The organism is Myxococcales bacterium (assembly GCA_016712525.1).
Classification (GTDB): Bacteria; Myxococcota_A; Polyangia; order Polyangiales; family Polyangiaceae; genus JAAFHV01.
Window position 1 is genome coordinate 1690694 of record JADJQX010000008.1, and the last position, 17145, is coordinate 1707838.

The following is a 17145-nucleotide window of genomic DNA, read 5'->3' on the forward strand; positions in this document are numbered from 1 at the left end:
TGCCTGTCGCAGGTGTCGGACGGAGAGCGAACGACGTCTCTCTTCTGCGACGCCTCGGGCGGGACCGTGGCGCGCCGAACGACGGACGAGGCGTCGCAAGCGCTGGAGGCCCCTCCGCGACCGACGTTGCCGCCAAGTGCTGGAAATCATAGGCAACTCCGCCCGCTGCCCACCGCGGCGCGCGAAAACGTAGGGGGCCCCCAGAAAGCTAGCAACACGCGCGCTCCCCTGGCCGACAGACCTCCTCGAAAGGCAGGGAGCGATGGACAAGCGGTGGCGAAGGCTGGGGCTCGTGGCGTTGGCGTTGGGCGCGGCGGCGTGCTCGGGGGCGGACGACGAGCCCGCGCGGCTCACGGAGGGGAGCGCGGGGACCGACCTCGCCGGGCGCATGTCAGCCGACCTCGGGGTCCCGGTGGTGGCCGAGGTCGTCGGCCGTTCGTCGTACGCCCTCGTCGCCGAGAAGACCCGCGTGGTGGCCCGAGGGAACGACCGCGACACGCAGGTCCTCGCGTGGGTGAAAGGCTATGCACAGGAGCTCGGGATGGCTCCCGAAGCGCTCTCGGTGCGTTCGGCGGGCGAGGACGGCTTGGGCCTGCATCACGTGCTCGTGAGCTCGCTGCCTGCAGAGGTGGACGGCGGCGACGCTGGGGTCGAGGTGGTGCTCGATCCGGAGGGTCGCTTCGTGTCGCTCTCGGGCCATGTACCCAAGGTCGACGGCGCGCCACGCATCTCGCGCGAGGACGCCGAGCGCATCGGAAAACACGCGCTCGCGGTCGAAGACGTCGAGCCCGACGAGATCACGGTTCGCCTCGAAGCGCGGGCCCCTGGCGGGAGCACGAGTGACGACGACGCCGCGCTCACCTATCGCGTCGCTTCCGACTCCGCGACGGCGTGGATCGACGCGGCCACTGGCTCGGTGCTGGTCGTGATGCCGAACGACGAGGGCGTAGCGGCCTTTTCGGCCGAGGACGCCTTCGCCCCTCCAATCCCCGCGACCTTCCTTCGCCGGGGGAAGACCCTCGAGGTCGAGACGCGAAAGTGGGACGGCCAAACGTACGTGCTCGAGGCCTTCGGCACCGGCGCGCACCTCGTCGTGAAGAGCCTGGATTCCTTTGGTCAGGATGGCACGCCGATCACGACGGGCCCCATCACCAGCACGAGCGCCGACCGCTTCGACGTAGGGTTCAACGCCTACGAAGGGCGAGGAAAACAGCGCTCTCACGCGAGCGTCGCCGACCAAGTCGCGGTGGATGCGCTGCACAACGTGTCGCTCGCGGACACCTTCTTCCGAAAGCGTCTCGGCCGAGGCCCTGTCGCGGGGTTCGACGCGGCCTTCGGCGACGGCATCGAGATCGTCGTGCACGCCAACGTGGCGATGCGCCGCGACAGGACAGGCAAGCTCGTCGAGGTCGACGCGCGCAACAACGCGAGCTTCAACCCGAGGACGAAGCAGATCTCCTTCGGCGACGGATGGCTGAATGCTGCGGGCACGTTCGCGACCAACCCCGACAAGCAGAGGCTGCCTACAGCGCTCGCCCTCGACGTCGTCGGTCACGAGCTCACCCACGCCTTCGCCCGGCACGAAGCCGAGCCCGGCGAGGTGGGGGCGATCCAGGAGGGCCTGGCCGACGTCATCGGCCAAATCTTCGAGCGCTCCGCGGGCGGGGGCTCGCGGACGGCGGCGACGGTCGGGGAGCGCATCTGGCCGAACGGCCACGGGCGAAACCTCGCCAACCCGGACCGCGGCCTGGCAATGAACCTCTTCAAGGTCGTGGGCAAGAACAACGTGTCCTACCCCAACCACGTCGAGAAACAGCTCTGCGCGCGGGTCGTGAATGGCAAGATCGTGCGCGAAGCGCCGACCTTCGACAACGATTGGGGCTGCGTCCATGACAACGCGCTCGTCGTCGGGCACGCTTTCTATCTCATGACCTTCGGCGGCCTCAACTCGACCTCCCTAGTTCAAGTCGACGGCGCGACGAGCGTGGCCGGCGTCGAGCAGCTCTGGATGGCGACCTTGGGGGTCGCCGGGCAAAAGGGCATCCTCGCGACCCCCGTCCGAGACTTCGCGAGCCTCGCGCGGTTTCAGGTCGCCGCGGCATTCGCGACGTCTCCAGCGGACGCGCGCTCGGTCGGCTGCGCGTGGCACGCGGTCGGGGCGCTCGACAAGCGCACCGTCGACGCCCTCGGGCTCGCGTGCAACGTCCTCCCCGAAGCCCAGTGCTGGTTGCCAGGACCGAACGGCACGAAGGTGCCCAAACCTGACGGCGTCTACTGCCACGAGCGCTTCTCCGCCAGCTGGTACACTTGCAAAGGTGGATCCATATTCGGCGGCGATGCCTGCCTGCCTGGCCAGGCGTGCGCCGTCCGCATGCCCCGTACACGCGAAGCCGTGCTCACCCCGAGCGGTGATGCGTCCTGCGAAAGCGCGTTCCCATGAGCCCTCTCCGTTCCTCTCCGCCCGCTGGCCTCTTCTTCTCCTGGCGTGCGTGCGCGATCGTCGCGCTCGGAGCCCTCGTGCTCTTCGCGGTGCCGAGGCACGCGGAGGCCGCCATCTTGAGCATTGCGCCCCGTGGCCCGGAGTTCGACGAGCGCTTCTTCGTTTGGAACGAGCCGAACCCGTGGGTGACCGACCACCAGCACTACATGGTGCAGCAGATGCTCCTTCGCTTCCAAGGCGAAGCGTACCGAAAGCCGTACGCCAACGCGCTCGCCCTCTGGGAAGCGAGCGTGCCGCCTCCGCCGGAGCCCTTGAGGGGGTACGAGCACGTGACGTTCTGGCGGAAGAAGCCCTACAAGGTCCGCACGGCCTGGAGCACCTCGCCGCACGGTGGCATTCCGGTTCGTGGTCTATCGGGCGAGGCCGCGCTCGCCTTCGTCGACGACTACAAGCAGCTCTTGGGTGTCCCAACGGCGCCGCGGCACGTGCACGTCACGCGTCGGAGGGAGATCTCGGAGCACGAGTACCAGTGGTCGTTCCGGCAGTTTCCGCCGGGGCCCGAGGGGATCGTCTGCCGCTGGTGCCGGCTCGACGTGGTCATCGACGTTCGGACCATGCGAATCACGACGATCGCGAACACGCTGATCGACCTCCCCGACCGAGGGCTGCCTCTTCCGACGACGGACGGGAGGGAGATCGTCGCACGTTTCCTCGAGCTGCACCCCGCCGCCGCGGAGAGCATCCCCCGGGAGCCAGGCCTCCTTACGTATGCACAGGACCGCTATGGCGACGTCTCCCTCGTCTGGGAGGTGCGCGGGTCTCGCTTCCGCCAACCGCCCCTCGGCGGCCGGGAACCCTACCTCACGTGGTTTGCGCTCGACGCGCGAAATTGGTCGTTTCGCGGGTTCGACGTCGCCGACGACGTGTACTGCAAAGCCGGAGGGGAAGCACCGCTCCCCGAGGGCGCCCCTCGCCTTCTCGACCCGATGTGCACCGATGGGGAGTGCCCACGCATCATGTGTGCCCCTTGAGCCCAAAACGCCGCCCGCCTCTCGAGTCCCGCCTGGTGAGCGCGGGCACGAGCGCGAGCGCTCTCCCGTTCGACCCGCCCATGGAGCCACGTCTCGCATGCGTAGAAGAGCCCTCACGACCGTAGCCGCGCTCGTCGCGCTCGCGCTCCCGAAGCTCGCCTGGGGCGCCATCGTGAGCGTCGCGCCCCGAGGCGCGGACTTCGACGAACCTCTCTACGTCCGCACCGAGCCGGACAGGTACGTCGATGACCCCGAGCACCACATGGTGCAGAAGGTGCTCCTTCGCTTCCAAGGCGAGGCGTATCGAAAGCCGCACGCGCGGGCGCTCGCGCTCTGGGAGGCGAGCGCGCCTCCTCCACCGGAGTACCTGAGCGCGTACGAGCACGTGACGTTCTGGCGCAAGAGGCCCTACAAGCTCCGTACGGCCCACGCCTCGTCGCCTTATGGGGGGATCCCGGTCCGTGGCCTATCGGGGGAGGCTGCGCTCGGCTTCGTCAACGACTACAGGCAGATCTTGGGCGTCCCCACCGCGCCGCGGCACGTGCACGTGACCGAACGCGACGCCATCTCCGATCACGAGTACCACTGGACGTTCCGCCAGTTTCCTCCGGGGCCGGAGGGGATCACCTGCCGACGGTGCCGCCTCGAGGTCGTCATCGACGTCCGCACCATGCGCATCACGGAGATCATGAACACCCTCGTCGACCTGCCCGAGCGCGGGCTCCCGCTCCCCACGACCGACGGCAGAGAGACCCGTGCCCACTACCTCTCCATGCACCCCGACGGCGCCGAGGGCATCCCGCCGAGGCCAGGCGTGCTCAGCTACGCACAAGACCGATACGGGGACGTCTCCCTCGTCTGGGAGGTCCCAGGCTACCGGATACGGCGCCAGGCCTGCACCGCGTCCGATGCCTACGTGACCTGGTTCGCGCTCGACGCGCAGAACTGGTCATTTCGCGGGTTCGACGTCGCCGACGACGTGTACTTCGACCTCGGCGGGGAGGAGCCGCACCCCGGCATGACGGCTAGCCTGTTCAAACGGATGTATCGCCAGGAAGACGACTCGCATTTGGCCTATCCGCACGAACGGAGCATCGACTGCCCCTGACTCGCTGCGGAGAGAGCAAGGGCAGGCGGCACGAAGCGCGCGCACGAGCCGCCTGCCGAGCAGAGGCCCCCGAAGGTGCCCTCCCCTGGCATCGAATCGGCATGCGCGCCCGCGTCCTCCCCTTTGCGCCGGCCGGGGCCTGCGCTAGACCGCTCGGGGGGCGCACTGGCGCAGCCCATGGACGACGTGTCAGCCGAGCCGGAGCATCATGCGGACCTTCCCTCTTATCGTCGCGGTCGTCCTCGTCGGGGCATGTGGGCCCAGTGGTGCGCTCCCCGGCGCGACCCGCGAGTCGGGGCAGAGCAAGCTCATCGAGCAGACGTTCGTGGGTAAACACACGTGCAACCCGCAGGACCACGAGCGGCCGTTCGTCGTCGAGTGGGACGCCACGGACACCTCGAGCTTCCAGGCCCGCGCGGCGAACGACGTCATCGTCGTCAAGTACGACGGCTGTCGCCTCACCGTGCTCGACTCCTGCAACGACGACGCGGTCCGCGGCTCGTTCGGCTCGTACAAACCGATCGAGTGGACGACGGGCGCGCTCGAGAAGGTCGACATCGCGAACGAGATCGACCTTCACGCGAAGCTCCCGCTCGGCGAGGCCCTGCTCGGAGGTCGCGTGCGCGCGGGCGAGAAATTCCACATGGAGTACTTCGTGAGCGGCACGCGGTCGGCCACGCGCCCGGCCCTCTACCGCGCCGACCTCGCCAAGGTGCCCGGATGCGCGGGCGCCACTCACTTCGTGTACGGGTTCAACCTGGGCGCGTATGCGCTCGCGACGCAGACCGCGTCGAACGCGGGGGTCGGTGGCTCGGCGCTGGGAGCGAGCGCGGGGGCCTCGCGCGCGTCGGCGGCGCAGGTCGAGAAGAAGGCGGGGGACGTGGCGGCGTGCCGTGGAGAGTCGGCCCGTGAGCTCGACGGGTGCAAGGTGCCCATCCGGCTCACGCTGCGTGAAATCACCGATGGGGAGAACCCCGACCAAAAGGCCGCGCGCGCCGAGGAGACGCCGAGCGCCGCGAACTTGGCGGGCAAGCTCGAGGCCCGTACGGCGACCGAGCGGAAGGCGGTCGAGCACCTGAACGCCGCGTACGCCAAGCTGGGTGCGGGAGATGGGCGCGGGTGCCTCGGCGACCTCGAGCAACACGACAAGCTCGACCCTCGACCGGAGGGATTGTCCACGTCCCCGAAGGGCTTCGCGTCGATTCGGTCGAAGTGCATCATGCTCAGTGGGCAGTGCGCCGCCGGCAGGGCGCTGGCTCGCAAGGTCGTCGAGGCGCAGCCGAACGCTCCGAAGCCCGAGCGCGTGGACGACGAGGTCGACCTGTACGCCGGGCGCTATTGCCGGGGCGCGGGGCTCACCGAGCGAGACCGTCTGCTCGTCGCGCTCCACACGCTCACCTCCCACGACACGAAGCGCACCTCTTCGGACTGCAACCGGGCGTACGAAGAGGTGAAGTCCCTCATCGGGCGAGTGCAGAGGCGCGACGACCAAGACCCGATTCGGCACGCGGACTCGCGCCTCGAGAACGACTCCGTTCGATGTTTCGCCGAGGCCGGGGATTGCCCGTCCGCTTGGAGGGCGACGAAAGAGACTCAGGTCCTCTATGCGAAGCGCACCAACGTGGACATGAGCCACGGCCGCACGCGGTACCACATGGTGGCGACGACCAAGGCGCTCTGCGAGGACAAGGATCAGGGGCCCCTCTCGGACGAGGAGAGCCTGGCGCGATGGGGGTACGAGCTCGAGTACGCCGAGCGCCCTTCACCGGCCGTGTGCTCGGCCCGCCTCGACCGCGGGCTCGCGGCGCTCAAGAAGCTCCACGCCGATGGGAAGAAGCCAGATGCCGGCAGGCTCGCGTCGGCGGCGGCGCGCTGCTTCGCGAAGGTCGACGCGTGCGACGACGCCTGGCGACGTTTCGTCGAGGCCCGAGGTGCCCTCGGTGAGGTCGTCGCGCCCGACCGTTCGACCATCGGGTCCTTCCAAAACGCGGCTCCCGCTTGCCAAGCGAAAGCGCCCCCTGCCTCGCTCAGCCCACAAGGCAAGGTCGCGTGGGCGAGCATCCAGCTCCGGGAGACGCGGGACGCCGCGGTGTGCCAAGCCGCGATTGCCCTCTACGAGCGAAACGCGCCACCGGAGCCACCGAAGCAGCCACGGAGGGAATGGGAGTCCTGGTGGGATACTCACCGCAGCTTCCCGGGCGATGCGGCGCTCTGCCTTGCGCGCGCCGGCGACTGCAACGCCGCGTGGACGGCGTACCAACGCGTCGTGCCGCGCTTCCAGCCGGAGAAGGACCGTACCAAGTACCGCACCGAGTTCGAGCGCGAGTCGCGCACCTGTCGGTAGAGGCGGAAGAATCAGGGATGAGCCCGCCTCTCGGGTCCCCCCCTGAGCGAGCGGAGCTCGCGATTTGGGGGGGACCGCAGGCGCGCAGGCCGTAGGCCGAGCACCTGCGAGGGGGGGCACCTGCTCTCCTTTTGCACGTGCCGCGCACGAACGTTCACCCGAACGAAGGGCGCGCGACGCCGTTCGTGACGACCGAGAGCGCCTCGCCACGCGGGAGCGTCTCGTCGCTCTTGCCGGGTCGCCTCATCGAGATCGTGCCGTCGCGGACCTCATTTTTGCCTACGACGAGCACGTACGGCGCGGCGAGCGCGTGGGCCTCGACGATGCGACGGGCGAGGGAGTCGTGGGCGAGCACGAGGGCGCGGACGTCGTGTCGCTCGAGCTCCCGTGCGAGGGCCTCGGCGTGTGCGGCGGCCTCGCCCGTGACGGGTAGGACAACGGCCTGGACCGGCGCGAGCCAGGCCGGGAGACGCGCCCCGTGGTGCTCGAGCACGATCCCCAGGAATCGCTCGAGGCTCCCGAAGAGGGCGCGATGGAGCATGGCGGGGACACGCCGCAGCCCACTCGCGTCGACGTAGCGCACGTCGAACCGCGCCGGCATCACCAGGTCGAGCTGGATCGTGCCGCACTGCCACGAGCGCCCGTGCCGATCGCGGAGAGAGACCTCGATCTTCGGGCCGTAGAACGCCCCTTGGCCCGGGTTCTCGACGAAGCTCTCTCCGAGACCGACGAGCGCGTCGCGGAGGGCGCTCTCGGCGGCGTCCCACGAGGCGTCGTCGCCCGCGCGGTCGTTCGGGCGCGTCGAGAGCGCGAGGGCGATGTCGTCGAAGCCGAACTCGCGGTAGAACGGGCGAATTCCTGCGCAGAAGGCCCGGACCTCGGCGGGGATGTCGTCCCACGCGGCGAGCACGTGCCCATCGTCTTGCGTGAATTGGCGCACCCGCAAGAGCCCGTGCAAGTTGCCACTCGCCTCGTCGCGGTGCACGACACCAAGCTCGGCGTACCGAAGGGGCAGCTCGCGGTACGAGAGCGCGCGACGGGACGCGACGTAGAGGTGGCCCGGGCAGCTCACGGGCTTCAGCGCGGCCTCGACGCTCTGGTCTTCGATACGGAACATGTGCTCGCGAAAGTGGGCGAAGTGCCCACTCGCGTCCCACGCGGCGCGCCTCAGCACCTGCGGCGTGCGCACCTCGAGGTAGCCCTGAGCGCGCGCTTGCTCTCGCGCGGCGCGTTCGAGCTCGCGGACCATGGCGAGGCCACGAGGGTGCCAGAACACCATGCCTGGGGCTTCGTCGCGGAAGTGGAAGAGATCGAGTTTTTGGCCAAGAATGCGATGATCGCGGTCGTCTTCGGACATGACGGGTCTCCGTTTCGAGATGGACCCGAACCGAGACATGACCGCGCTCCAACCGAACGGCCGCCCCGGCTCGGGCGGATTCGGTGGTTCGTTTTGGCGTTCAGAGAGCGCGCACGACCGCCGTACCGCCCCGGAGGGTGGTGAACGTGGTCGTGGTAGTGGGGCGCGCAGCTCTCACGCTCTTCGGGATACGCGATCGGCGATGCTCGTGCAAGGAGTGACGCGCAGCCCCGTGCCCACGGCGTCACGCCATGTGGAGCATGGCTGGCTCGGGGGGGCGAGCGACGTTCGGGAGCGTAGGCTGCGTCAAGCCCGTCTTCGCCGTATCCAAAGGAGTGTCGCTTGACGCGCCGTAGGGACCTGTGGCGTCATGCCATCATGACCCTACTTGGCATCTCTTCGAAGTTGCTCCGTATGGGAGCACGGCCCACCCTACTTGGTATCCTTCTGGTCGGCGCCACGACCGCGTTGGCAGGGTGTCCCGGCAGCGACACGGACGCGGCCGACGCGGGCACGACGCCCCCCGACGCCGCCGCCGTGGATGCCTCGACGACGCCGCCCGTCGACGCGAGCACGAGCGACGCGAGCACGAGCGACGCGAGCACGAGCGACGCGAGCACGAGCGATGGGAGCACGGGCGACGCGGCGGCCGACGCGACGACCGACGCGGCCGCACCCGATGGTGGCGCGTGCGGGGCCGCGGCGGCACCCACGCTGCCCTCGGCGACACCCGACGCAACGTTCTGGCAACCGGACGGTGAGGTGCGCGCTCTCGCGTGGAGCGACGACTCGAGCAAGCTCGTCGTCGGGGGAAATTTCACGCAGGTCAAGTCGCCAGACGGCACGATGACCCAGAGCGCCACGAACCTCACGGTGCTCGACGCCACGACGGGGCAGCCGATCGCGGGCTATCCCGCGGTCACGGGGGAGATCGACGACATCTCGGTGGTCGGGGATACGGTGTACGTCGTAGGAGGCGTGACACAGGCGGGTGGCATGGCGAGGACCCGCGCGTTCGCCTTCTCGCTCTCCTCGAAGACGGTGAGCGCGTGGGCGCCGACGTTCGCGGGGACGACACCGTTCCTCCCGAACGTGAGGCTCGTGCGCGCGACGCCGACCGCCATCTTCGTGGGGGGGTACTTCACGAGCGCGGGCGGCGCGGCCCGGACCAACGTCGCTGCGCTCGACCCGACGACCGGCACGGCCACGGCGTGGGCACCGCCGGCCCTCGGATCGCAGGCCGCGCAAGACATCACCGTGCGCGCGCTCGCCGTGTCTGCGGACCGGGTCTTCGTCGGTGGCGGCAGCGGCATCGACATGACGGGAGGAGACGGTGTGCGCCGTCGCAACGTCGTCGCGCTCGACCGGACCTCGGCGGCGCTGCTCCCGTGGAGCCCGGTGGGGATCACGCCCGACTCGGTCTACGCGCTCGACGTGAGCGGCGATCGGGTCGTCGTCGGTCGGCCACAGAGCGGCGATCTCACGGCCCCTGCGCTCTTCGCCGCCGACACGCGCACGGGCGAGGTCTGCTGGAAGACCGCACTCGGCAACGCGCAAGGGTTCTACCGCACCGGCGTCGCGCGCGGCGTCGTGTTCGGAGGCGGCCTCACGGGCACGCTGTTCACGGCAGGCTCGTCCTACAAGGCGTTCGCGCTGGGCTCCGGCGGCGCGCTCGGGTGGGGCGCTGACCTCTTCACGACCGATGGCTCGGCCGGCACCGTCGAGGACATCGCCGTCGCACCGAACGGCGCGGTGGCCATGACCGGGAACCGCGTCGCGAAGGGCGCGCTCACGACAGGCGCACCGAAGCTCATGGTCCACAAGCCATGACGTAGCCGCGGATCTTTTGTCCCCCCCTGAGGACGCGGAGCGGCCGATTTGGGGGGGTACCGCAGGCGCGGAGGCCGAAGGCCGAGCACCTGCGAGGGGGGGCACCTTCTTCTGCGGTATGCCCATGATCGGGCCGAGCACGGTGGGCGGGGCATGCACCATTCGGATCCTCGATCATCCCGGTCGGCCTCGTCCGTCTGGCCGGTGCGGTGGGACGTGGGCGCTGTCAAATCCTCCTCCGGCGAGGCGCCGCGGCCGTTTTCCGCGGCAATCTCGAGGGCGCAGGGGACCTCGGTGCCTTTGGCATGTCCCTCGCAACACCTCGGGCATGACCGCCTCGAAGACCTCGCCTTCCCTCGGCCGCACCCCTCGCAGCGCTCGCGTCCTCGCGGTGCTCTTCTTCGGCGCCCTCGGCGTGCTGGGCGCGGTGGGCTGCTCGGCCGAGGTCGACGAGGACGGCGAGGTCATCGACGACTCGGTCGACGGGGCGGACGACGACCAGATCGGCGAGACCTCCGACGAGCTCCGCACCGCGGGACCTTGCGCGGGGACCGCCATCGACCGCGCCGTGAAGTGCGCGCAGGCGAAGGGGGCCCGTGTGTTGAGCTTCTACCGCAGCCCCGCCGAGCAAGAGCGGGTGCGCCGCGAGAACGGCTGCACGAACCGTTGCACCGGGATGGCGGGCTGCGTGCGGCCGACCGCGGGGTGCACGTCGTCGCCGCACACGCGCTGCCGCGCCGTCGATCTCGTCGCCGACGGTGCGCCTGTGAGCCGCGCCGCCCTCCGCGCCTGCGGCCTCGCCAAGACCACCCTCCCCCACGCGAACCACTACGACCTGGTGAACTGACGGGCCCACGCCGCGGGGCTCGCGTACACGATAGAGCCGGAGACCGCCTCGCCAACGTCGCTTCGGCCCTCCGAATCTCTCTCGAGCTTGCCCGAACGCCCGGTCGAAGCTACTCAGGCGATTGGTGCGCGGAGAGATCGATCCACACGATGGCGAACGCGAGCGCGTCCTAGGCCTTCTCCGCGCGTGGGGGTGGAACTCGACCGCATTCCAGATCACGGAGCGCGGATTTCGCCACTTCTTCCACGGAGACGCCTGCGTCTCGTACATCGATACGGGGAGAGCTTGGGTGGTGGCGGGCGCACCCGTGTGCGCACCCGAGCGAATTCGAGACGTGACGGAGCGCCTGATGGAGGCGGCGCGACGCGAAGGGCGACGCGTGGTCTTCTTCGCCGTGGAGCGACGGTTCCTGGACATCGTTGGCATGCCGGCGAAGCTCATCGGCCTGCAAGCGACCTGGGATCCGCGCACGTGGGACGAGACCCTCCGCTCCCACCGATCGCTGCGCGAACAGCTCAGACGCGCGCGAGCCAAGGGCGTTCGGGTTCGCCATCTCACCGCCGAGGACGTGGGTAGCGGGCTCCCCGCCCGCCTCTCCATCGAGGCGCTCATCGAGAGGTGGCACCTCGCTCACGAGATGCCTCGCATGGGGTTCCTGGTGGACGTCCAGCCATTCGAGCTGCCGCACGAGCGCCGCTACTTCGTCGCGGAAGTGCACGGGCGCTGCGTCGGCTTCTTGTGCGCGGTCCCCATCCACGCGCGAGAGGGCTGGCTCTTCGAAGACTTCCTGCGTGACCCCGAGGCTCCGAGCGGGACGATCGAGCTCCTCGTCGACTTGGCGATGCGACACGTCGCCGGTGGTGGCGCGACGTACGTGACGCTCGGGCTCGCCCCGCTCGCGGGTGGCGTCTCCCCGTGGCTCGCGAGGGCGCGCCGGTGGGGGCAATCGCTCTACGATTTCGAAGGTGTCCGGGCGTTCAAGGCCAAGCTCCGCCCGAGCGACTGGGCCCCCATCTACCTCGCGTTCCCGGAGCCCGCGAAGCCTGGCCTCGCGATCCTCGATACGCTGACGGCCTTCGCGAGGGGCAACCTCTTGCGCTTCGGGCTCCGAGGGTTCCTGCGTGGCCCGGCGTTCGTGGTGCGGCTCCTCGCGGCCCTCCTCGTGGTCTGGGTGGTGAGCATCGCTATGGCGGCTCCGACGTGGTTCCCCTCGGCCGAGGTGCGCTGGGCTTGGGCGGGCGTCGACATCGCGATCGCCATCGCTCTGGTCATGCTCGCTCGACGGTGGAGGATGGCGCTCGCCATCGGCCTCGCGCTCGTCGTCTCGCTCAGCGCGGTCCTCACGATCGTGGAAGCCGCAGCCCATGACCTCCCACGGGTGAGCTCGCGATGGGCCGCCATCGTCGTCATCGTGGGGTGCACAGGTCCGCTGTTGGGAGCGATCGCGCTGTGGGGCGCTATCTGGCGGAGAGTACGCGCGACGAGGCTCGGCCCGCGAAGAAGTGCGAAGCGCACGCCGTTCGGGCAACTCCACTAGTGGACGATCGGCGACGACATTCGCGTACGCTCTTGGCATGAACGCGATCTCCGCTCGTGTCCTTCGTCTCGTGGGGGCCTCCGCGCTCGTGATGGGGTGCGCCTCGCAGGCCCCGTCGTCGGCGGTGCTCATCCCTCGAAGCCCTCCGGTGCCGAGCGAGCCCGCGCTGCTGCCCAAGCCGCCCGTCGCCGAGGCCTCTCCCCGCGAGCCGGCCGACGACATGGGGGACGCCAAGGGGGAGGTCGGCGCGCGCGCGCCTCTATTCGGCACGGATCTCAAGTCCGCGAAGGGAAACGTGATCGTGGTGCACGTCTGGGCGTCCTGGTGCATGCCGTGCCACAAGGCCATGCCCAAGCTCGAGGCGATCTATCGCAAGTACAAGGCATCGGGGCTCAGCGTGGTCGCCATCTCGGTCGACGACGAGGAGCCCGACGCGACAGACTTCGTCAAGTCGCTCGGCGTCACCTACCCGACGCCCTGGGATGACGGTCGCAAGCTCGTCGAGGCATGGAAGCCACGCACGATGCCCACGACCTACGTGGTCGACCGCGAGGGCGTCGTGAAGTTCTTGCATGCCGGCTACACCGATGGCGAAGAGGTCGCGATCGAACGAGAGGTGAAGGGCCTCCTCTAGAGCGGAGGTTGCGCACCGACGTCGGTCAGGACGTCGAACCGCCGCGACAGCGCCAACACACCGCCACTTTCTCTCGTAGATTCAAAGGTTTACCTCACACGCATTTTCCGGCGCCGCCGGGGTTCACACTTGCGGGCCGACGCGCCTCTACCCGTTTGCTCCGGCCTCACCATGGGGCCTCCGCGGGGCGCTCGGGAGGTTTGGCGAATGAACGCGCGATCGAAGGCTTGGTTGCTTCTCTTCTCACTCGGTCTCGTCACCTCGGCCTGCTCCGACGCGACGACCACGCCCGACGGCGGCGCGGCGGACGGCGGGGCGACGAGCGACGGGAGCGTCTCCGGCGACGGGGGAGCGACAGGTAACCTTTTCAGCTTCAACGACGTGGAGGTCCAGATCTTCGACGTCGCGAACGCCCCGGTCGGAAGCGGCGGGCAGACCTTCAAGAGGCCGCGGGTCGTGCCGGGGATCGGCTGGAACTACTGCCCCATCGCCGATTGCCGCACGGCCGATCTCGTCATTCGCGGAGACGCCGGCCAGTGGACGGGAAAGGTGTACGAGCTCGGTTACCTGCCTCCGGCTCCCCTCCCGAACCTCCCCGACGCCCCCACGCCGATCACCGACGCCGTCGCCGACGCCGTGTTCGCCGTGCTCCGTCCGGCGGCCAGCGGAGGCATGCCCATCGAGCTGCGGCTGACGGCAGGAGGGAAGACCACCACGCTCTCGATGGTGTGCCCCGAGAAGCCGAACCTCACCGACCCGACGGGCGCCCTCACGAAGGGCGGCACCGCCACGGCGAAGTGGACCCCGTTCCGAGGCGCGGCCCAAGACTCCGGCGGCGTGCTCTCGCCGGCGTCGTCGTTCATCGCGATCAACACCTGGGGTGAGGTCGTCGGCCTCGCTCCCGGGACGCTCGCGAACGGCGAGGTCCCGCCCCCTTCCGAGCCTCAGCTCAGGAAGCAGCTCAAGCCCACCGACACCGAGTACACGCTGCGCGTCCCGCCGGGCGAGTCGGCCCCGAACGCCACCAAGGCGGCGATCGCGCTGGGCGCGGCGGGGACCATCGTCGACGCCATCTCGGAGAATGGCCGACCGTCGGGCGGCGAAGGCAACTGCTCGTTCATCTCCTACCGATTCTACGATTGGAATTGACGAGGACGAGCTCGACTCCCCCTTTGGCCCGCCGCGTGTCCCGCGATCGTCGTGGAGCGCGGGACGGCTCCGATCGCGCCGCGCGGGCCACGGGGAGACACGACGGCCGCGCCGCTCCCGTTCCGTCCGCGAAACGGGGCGGCCGGTCCCGTCGGCGTGGCACTCCTAGGCGAGCGCGCGGGGCTTACCCTCCGTCGCGCGCGCCGCCGTCGGGGCTCTCCCTCGCGTCGCTCGCGTCGCCGCGGAGGGACCGGAGCTTCTTCTGCTGAGCGGGCGTGAGGTGGTTCTTGATTCGGACGAGCATCGCCAGGTGCGAAGCTTTGACCTTGTTTTCGCGCTCCATCACGCGAGCGGCCGAAGCGGCGCTCTCCTTCTCGTCGACGCGCTCCGCAGAGAGCACGCGCACGAGCTTCTCCTTTTCGCCCTGCAGGTCCCACTGCAGGCGCACCATCTCGGCCTGGCCTCGCTCGATCTCTTTGAGGAGGGCCTCGCGCTGGGGCCCGTCGAGGCCGAGCTCGCCTTGATGCTCCATGACGAGCTCCGCCGAGAAGAGCGCGGCCTCGATGGCGCCGAGCGGCTCACGCGCCCCGGTCGCCGGTGGCGCGCCGACCCCTTTGGGCGTGAGGGTGGGCTTCGGCGGGGTGAGCGTCACGCTGCCGTCGTCCGAGACCGAGTCGCCCGGCAGCGCCTCGCGCTTGGCGCACCCCGAGACGGCGGCGACGAGCGCCACGAGGAGCGCGGCTACGGGCGTACGGAGCTTCGAGATGGGTCGGTTCATCGCGGACCTTTGGAGAGATCGAGAGGGGGGACGCGGGAGAGAAATGCCATCGAGTCGCTCGGGCCACCGAACGTGGGCTCGAGCAAGAAGTCCAAGGGGAGCGCGGACGCGACATCCCCCGAGGGAGGGGCGACGTCCGCGGCGAGCTCGAGCGGGCTCCGGGAGGACGACGCGGCGCTCGGGGGCGACGAGGCCAGCGGCTTCGAGCTCGGCGCACCACACACCAGGAAGAGGACGGCGGCGGCGACGAGGGGCACGAGCGCCACCACCGCGCGAGGAAAGGGTCGCACGGTGGGCGGTCGACGCAGCGCGGAGAACGGGGGGCGGCGACGGGCGTCGTGGGCCCGCAGGCGCGAGAAGGCCTCGCGAAGTCGGGTATCGTCGGGGTTAGGGTCGCTCATGATGCCCACTCTCTCTCAGTAGCTCCGACATTCTGGACTTGCCTCGTTCGTAGTGGACACTCGCCGAACCTAGAGAAATACCCATGATCTCGGCGGCCTCGCGGACGGTGAGCCCTTCGTAGAAGGTGAGGTGCAGCACCTCACGCTGCCGGGGAGGGAGCTTCGCGAGCGCCGCTTCGATCGCCTCGGCGCGCTGCCGTTCGGCGAGGGACGCGCTCGGAGACGGCGCCTCGGCCGCGGGGTCGTCGTTGGGCTCGTGCGGCTCTCCCGCGCCTCGGGCCGGGCCCTCCCTCGGGGCGCGACCCCAGAAGAGCCGGAGGACCCGATAGCGCCTCGACTCGAGGGCCGTGAGGCGAATCACACCGAAGAGCCACGTGCGAAGCGAGGACCGCCCGTCGAACGTGGCTTTGCCCGAGAACACCTTGAAATACGCCTGTTGGAGCACGTCCGACGCGAGGTCCGCGTCGCGGTCGCAGCACGCCATCGCCCAGCCGAAGCTCGAGGCGTGGAGGGCGGCGACGTCGTTCTCGAAGGAGCTCAAGGCGGGCGCCGAGGACGTTCGCACCAGGGCCAGGACCGGTCAATCCTTCGCGGCGAGGGCCTCTCGCGCCTCGGCCCTCCTGCGCATCACGAACGCCACGGCCACGACGAGGAGCGCGAAAGGGAGCAGCGTGGGCCCCACGGTGACGACGGCCATCGCCGCGTACACGAAGAAGGCCGCAGCCCCCTTGAGCCCCGTGTCGGCCGCGTGGGCGATGCTCTTCCCCGGCGTGCGAAACGCCGGCACCGCGTGGGGCACGATCGAGACTCGCACGGTCGCGTAGGTCACGCGCGCCCCGACCGCACGGTCTTGGGCGTCGAGGCGCTCGATCGTCTCTCGAATGCGCGAGAGCTCCTTCTCGGCCTCGAGCACCTCGCCGAGCCCGGACGTCCGCGTCGCCATGAGCTCGAGCACGCGCTTCTCCTGAGCGCGCGCGTTGGTGAGGCGGGCCTTGAGGTCGGTCACCTGATCGGTCACGTCCTCGGTGCGCTCGGTGTAGCTCGCCGTCTCCCCGGTCCCTGCGATCGCCGCGAGGAACGCGCGGAGGCTCTCTGCCGGGACGCGCACGTCGAAGTGCGCCGTGCGATCGTCGCCCGTGCCCGAGCTGCTCGCGTCGGCCACGTAGCCACCCGAACGGTCGAGGGCCTCCCTCACGGTGCGGGCGGACGTGTCGACGTCGCCGACCTTGAGGGTGGTGTCGACCGTGATGGCGCGCGATCGCGGCGCCGCGACCGCTCCAGCGGGGGTCGCGGACGCCGCCGCCGGGGCCGAGAGGGCCGACGAGTCACCGGGAGCTTCGGACTTCCGGCAGCCCGAGAGCAGGGCCACGAGGGCGACGAGCGAGAGGGCGACGAGCGAGAGGGATCGACGAGCGGGGGTGTGCGTCATGCCGATGGGTGACCGGCCGCTTTCCCCTGTATGACACCCGGGCGTCGATTTTTTCGGGCCCGACCGTCACGGGCCTCCGCGCACAAAAAAAACACGCTCGACCGCGCCTGAGGGGAGGGAGCGCGACCGAGCGTGCGGCTCTCGTGACGGAGAAGACACGAGAGAAGAGGTTGGCAGCACCCGAAAGTTTGGGGGGGGATGAACCTCCGAGCGCTACCTGCCTGACGTTAATGCGAGCGCCGTGCCACTCTCGGGTCGTG

At 69.7% G+C, this 17145-nt stretch carries 14 protein-coding genes; 9 read left to right on the plus strand and 5 right to left on the minus strand.

Features of this window, described 5'->3' with window-relative positions:
- Nucleotides 1-262 precede the first annotated feature (262 nt).
- The 4 genes from IPK71_36705 to IPK71_36720 all read left to right on the plus strand — a co-directional run bounded on the left by IPK71_36705 (nucleotide 263) and on the right by IPK71_36720 (nucleotide 6923).
- A complete protein-coding gene (locus tag IPK71_36705) occupies nucleotides 263-2440 on the plus strand; it encodes a M4 family metallopeptidase (GenBank protein ID MBK8219299.1) in 2178 nt (725 codons plus the stop codon).
- Nucleotides 2437-3471 carry a hypothetical protein gene (locus IPK71_36710; protein ID MBK8219300.1) on the plus strand — a complete coding sequence of 345 codons (1035 nt, stop codon included), beginning with the start codon at nucleotides 2437-2439 and terminating at the stop codon, nucleotides 3469-3471. Before IPK71_36705 ends, IPK71_36710 begins: the two co-directional genes overlap by 4 nt.
- Before the next feature lie 97 nt (nucleotides 3472-3568).
- On the plus strand, nucleotides 3569-4579 hold the full coding sequence (locus tag IPK71_36715) for a hypothetical protein (protein MBK8219301.1): 1011 nt from the start codon (nucleotides 3569-3571) through the stop codon (nucleotides 4577-4579).
- A gap of 208 nt (nucleotides 4580-4787) precedes the next feature.
- The gene (locus IPK71_36720; protein MBK8219302.1) at nucleotides 4788-6923 is read left to right on the plus strand and encodes a hypothetical protein; all 2136 of its coding nucleotides are present in this window, start codon (nucleotides 4788-4790) and stop codon (nucleotides 6921-6923) included.
- A 154-nt stretch (nucleotides 6924-7077) separates the two neighbouring features.
- Here the strand turns inward: IPK71_36720 and thrS are convergent, their stop codons facing one another.
- The gene (gene thrS / locus IPK71_36725; GenBank protein MBK8219303.1) at nucleotides 7078-8280 is read right to left on the minus strand and encodes a threonine--tRNA ligase; all 1203 of its coding nucleotides are present in this window, start codon (nucleotides 8278-8280) and stop codon (nucleotides 7078-7080) included.
- 414 nt (nucleotides 8281-8694) lie between these two features.
- Here thrS and IPK71_36730 point away from each other — a divergent pair, with 414 nt between their 5' ends.
- From IPK71_36730 to IPK71_36750, 5 genes are all read left to right on the plus strand, one after another.
- On the plus strand, nucleotides 8695-10110 hold the full coding sequence (locus IPK71_36730) for a hypothetical protein (GenBank protein MBK8219304.1): 1416 nt from the start codon (nucleotides 8695-8697) through the stop codon (nucleotides 10108-10110).
- Nucleotides 10111-10438: 328 nt separating this feature from the next.
- The gene (locus IPK71_36735) at nucleotides 10439-10957 is read left to right on the plus strand and encodes a hypothetical protein (GenBank protein ID MBK8219305.1); all 519 of its coding nucleotides are present in this window, start codon (nucleotides 10439-10441) and stop codon (nucleotides 10955-10957) included.
- Between the two features lie 124 nt (nucleotides 10958-11081).
- On the plus strand, nucleotides 11082-12494 hold the full coding sequence (locus IPK71_36740; GenBank protein ID MBK8219306.1) for a DUF2156 domain-containing protein: 1413 nt from the start codon (nucleotides 11082-11084) through the stop codon (nucleotides 12492-12494).
- 37 nt (nucleotides 12495-12531) lie between these two features.
- Nucleotides 12532-13128 (plus strand): TlpA family protein disulfide reductase, encoded by a 597-nt coding sequence (locus tag IPK71_36745; protein MBK8219307.1) that lies wholly within the window; start codon nucleotides 12532-12534, stop codon nucleotides 13126-13128.
- Nucleotides 13129-13335: 207 nt separating this feature from the next.
- Complete coding sequence (locus IPK71_36750) at nucleotides 13336-14277, plus strand: hypothetical protein (protein MBK8219308.1); 942 nt, start codon at nucleotides 13336-13338, stop codon at nucleotides 14275-14277.
- A 184-nt stretch (nucleotides 14278-14461) separates the two neighbouring features.
- Here IPK71_36750 and IPK71_36755 read toward each other — a convergent pair whose 3' ends face one another.
- From IPK71_36755 to IPK71_36770, 4 genes are read right to left on the minus strand one after another with little or no spacing between them, the layout of a single operon-like run.
- Nucleotides 14462-15055: a hypothetical protein gene (locus tag IPK71_36755; GenBank protein MBK8219309.1), complete on the minus strand. Its 594-nt coding sequence runs from the start codon at nucleotides 15053-15055 to the stop codon at nucleotides 14462-14464.
- Nucleotides 15052-15456, minus strand: a complete 405-nt coding sequence (locus IPK71_36760) for a hypothetical protein (protein ID MBK8219310.1) — start codon at nucleotides 15454-15456, stop codon at nucleotides 15052-15054. Before IPK71_36760 ends, IPK71_36755 begins: the two co-directional genes overlap by 4 nt.
- Entirely contained in the window at nucleotides 15443-15997 is a 555-nt protein-coding gene (locus IPK71_36765; GenBank protein ID MBK8219311.1) for an RNA polymerase sigma factor, read from the minus strand. Before IPK71_36765 ends, IPK71_36760 begins: the two co-directional genes overlap by 14 nt.
- Nucleotides 15998-16036: 39 nt before the next feature.
- Nucleotides 16037-16885 (minus strand): DUF4349 domain-containing protein, encoded by an 849-nt coding sequence (locus IPK71_36770; GenBank protein ID MBK8219312.1) that lies wholly within the window; start codon nucleotides 16883-16885, stop codon nucleotides 16037-16039.
- Between the last annotated feature and the right edge of the window lie 260 nt (nucleotides 16886-17145).

Coding starts and splice junctions, on each gene's coding strand:
- IPK71_36705 (MBK8219299.1), top strand. CDS start 263: ATGGACAAGCGGTGGCGAAGGCTGGGGCTCGTGGCGTTGGCGTTGGGC.
- IPK71_36710 (MBK8219300.1), top strand. CDS start 2,437: ATGAGCCCTCTCCGTTCCTCTCCGCCCGCTGGCCTCTTCTTCTCCTGG.
- IPK71_36715 (MBK8219301.1), top strand. CDS start 3,569: ATGCGTAGAAGAGCCCTCACGACCGTAGCCGCGCTCGTCGCGCTCGCG.
- IPK71_36720 (MBK8219302.1), top strand. CDS start 4,788: ATGCGGACCTTCCCTCTTATCGTCGCGGTCGTCCTCGTCGGGGCATGT.
- thrS (MBK8219303.1), bottom strand. CDS start 8,280: ATGTCCGAAGACGACCGCGATCATCGCATTCTTGGCCAAAAACTCGAT.
- IPK71_36730 (MBK8219304.1), top strand. CDS start 8,695: ATGGGAGCACGGCCCACCCTACTTGGTATCCTTCTGGTCGGCGCCACG.
- IPK71_36735 (MBK8219305.1), top strand. CDS start 10,439: ATGACCGCCTCGAAGACCTCGCCTTCCCTCGGCCGCACCCCTCGCAGC.
- IPK71_36745 (MBK8219307.1), top strand. CDS start 12,532: ATGAACGCGATCTCCGCTCGTGTCCTTCGTCTCGTGGGGGCCTCCGCG.
- IPK71_36750 (MBK8219308.1), top strand. CDS start 13,336: ATGAACGCGCGATCGAAGGCTTGGTTGCTTCTCTTCTCACTCGGTCTC.
- IPK71_36755 (MBK8219309.1), bottom strand. CDS start 15,055: ATGAACCGACCCATCTCGAAGCTCCGTACGCCCGTAGCCGCGCTCCTC.
- IPK71_36760 (MBK8219310.1), bottom strand. CDS start 15,456: ATGAGCGACCCTAACCCCGACGATACCCGACTTCGCGAGGCCTTCTCG.
- IPK71_36770 (MBK8219312.1), bottom strand. CDS start 16,885: ATGACGCACACCCCCGCTCGTCGATCCCTCTCGCTCGTCGCCCTCTCG.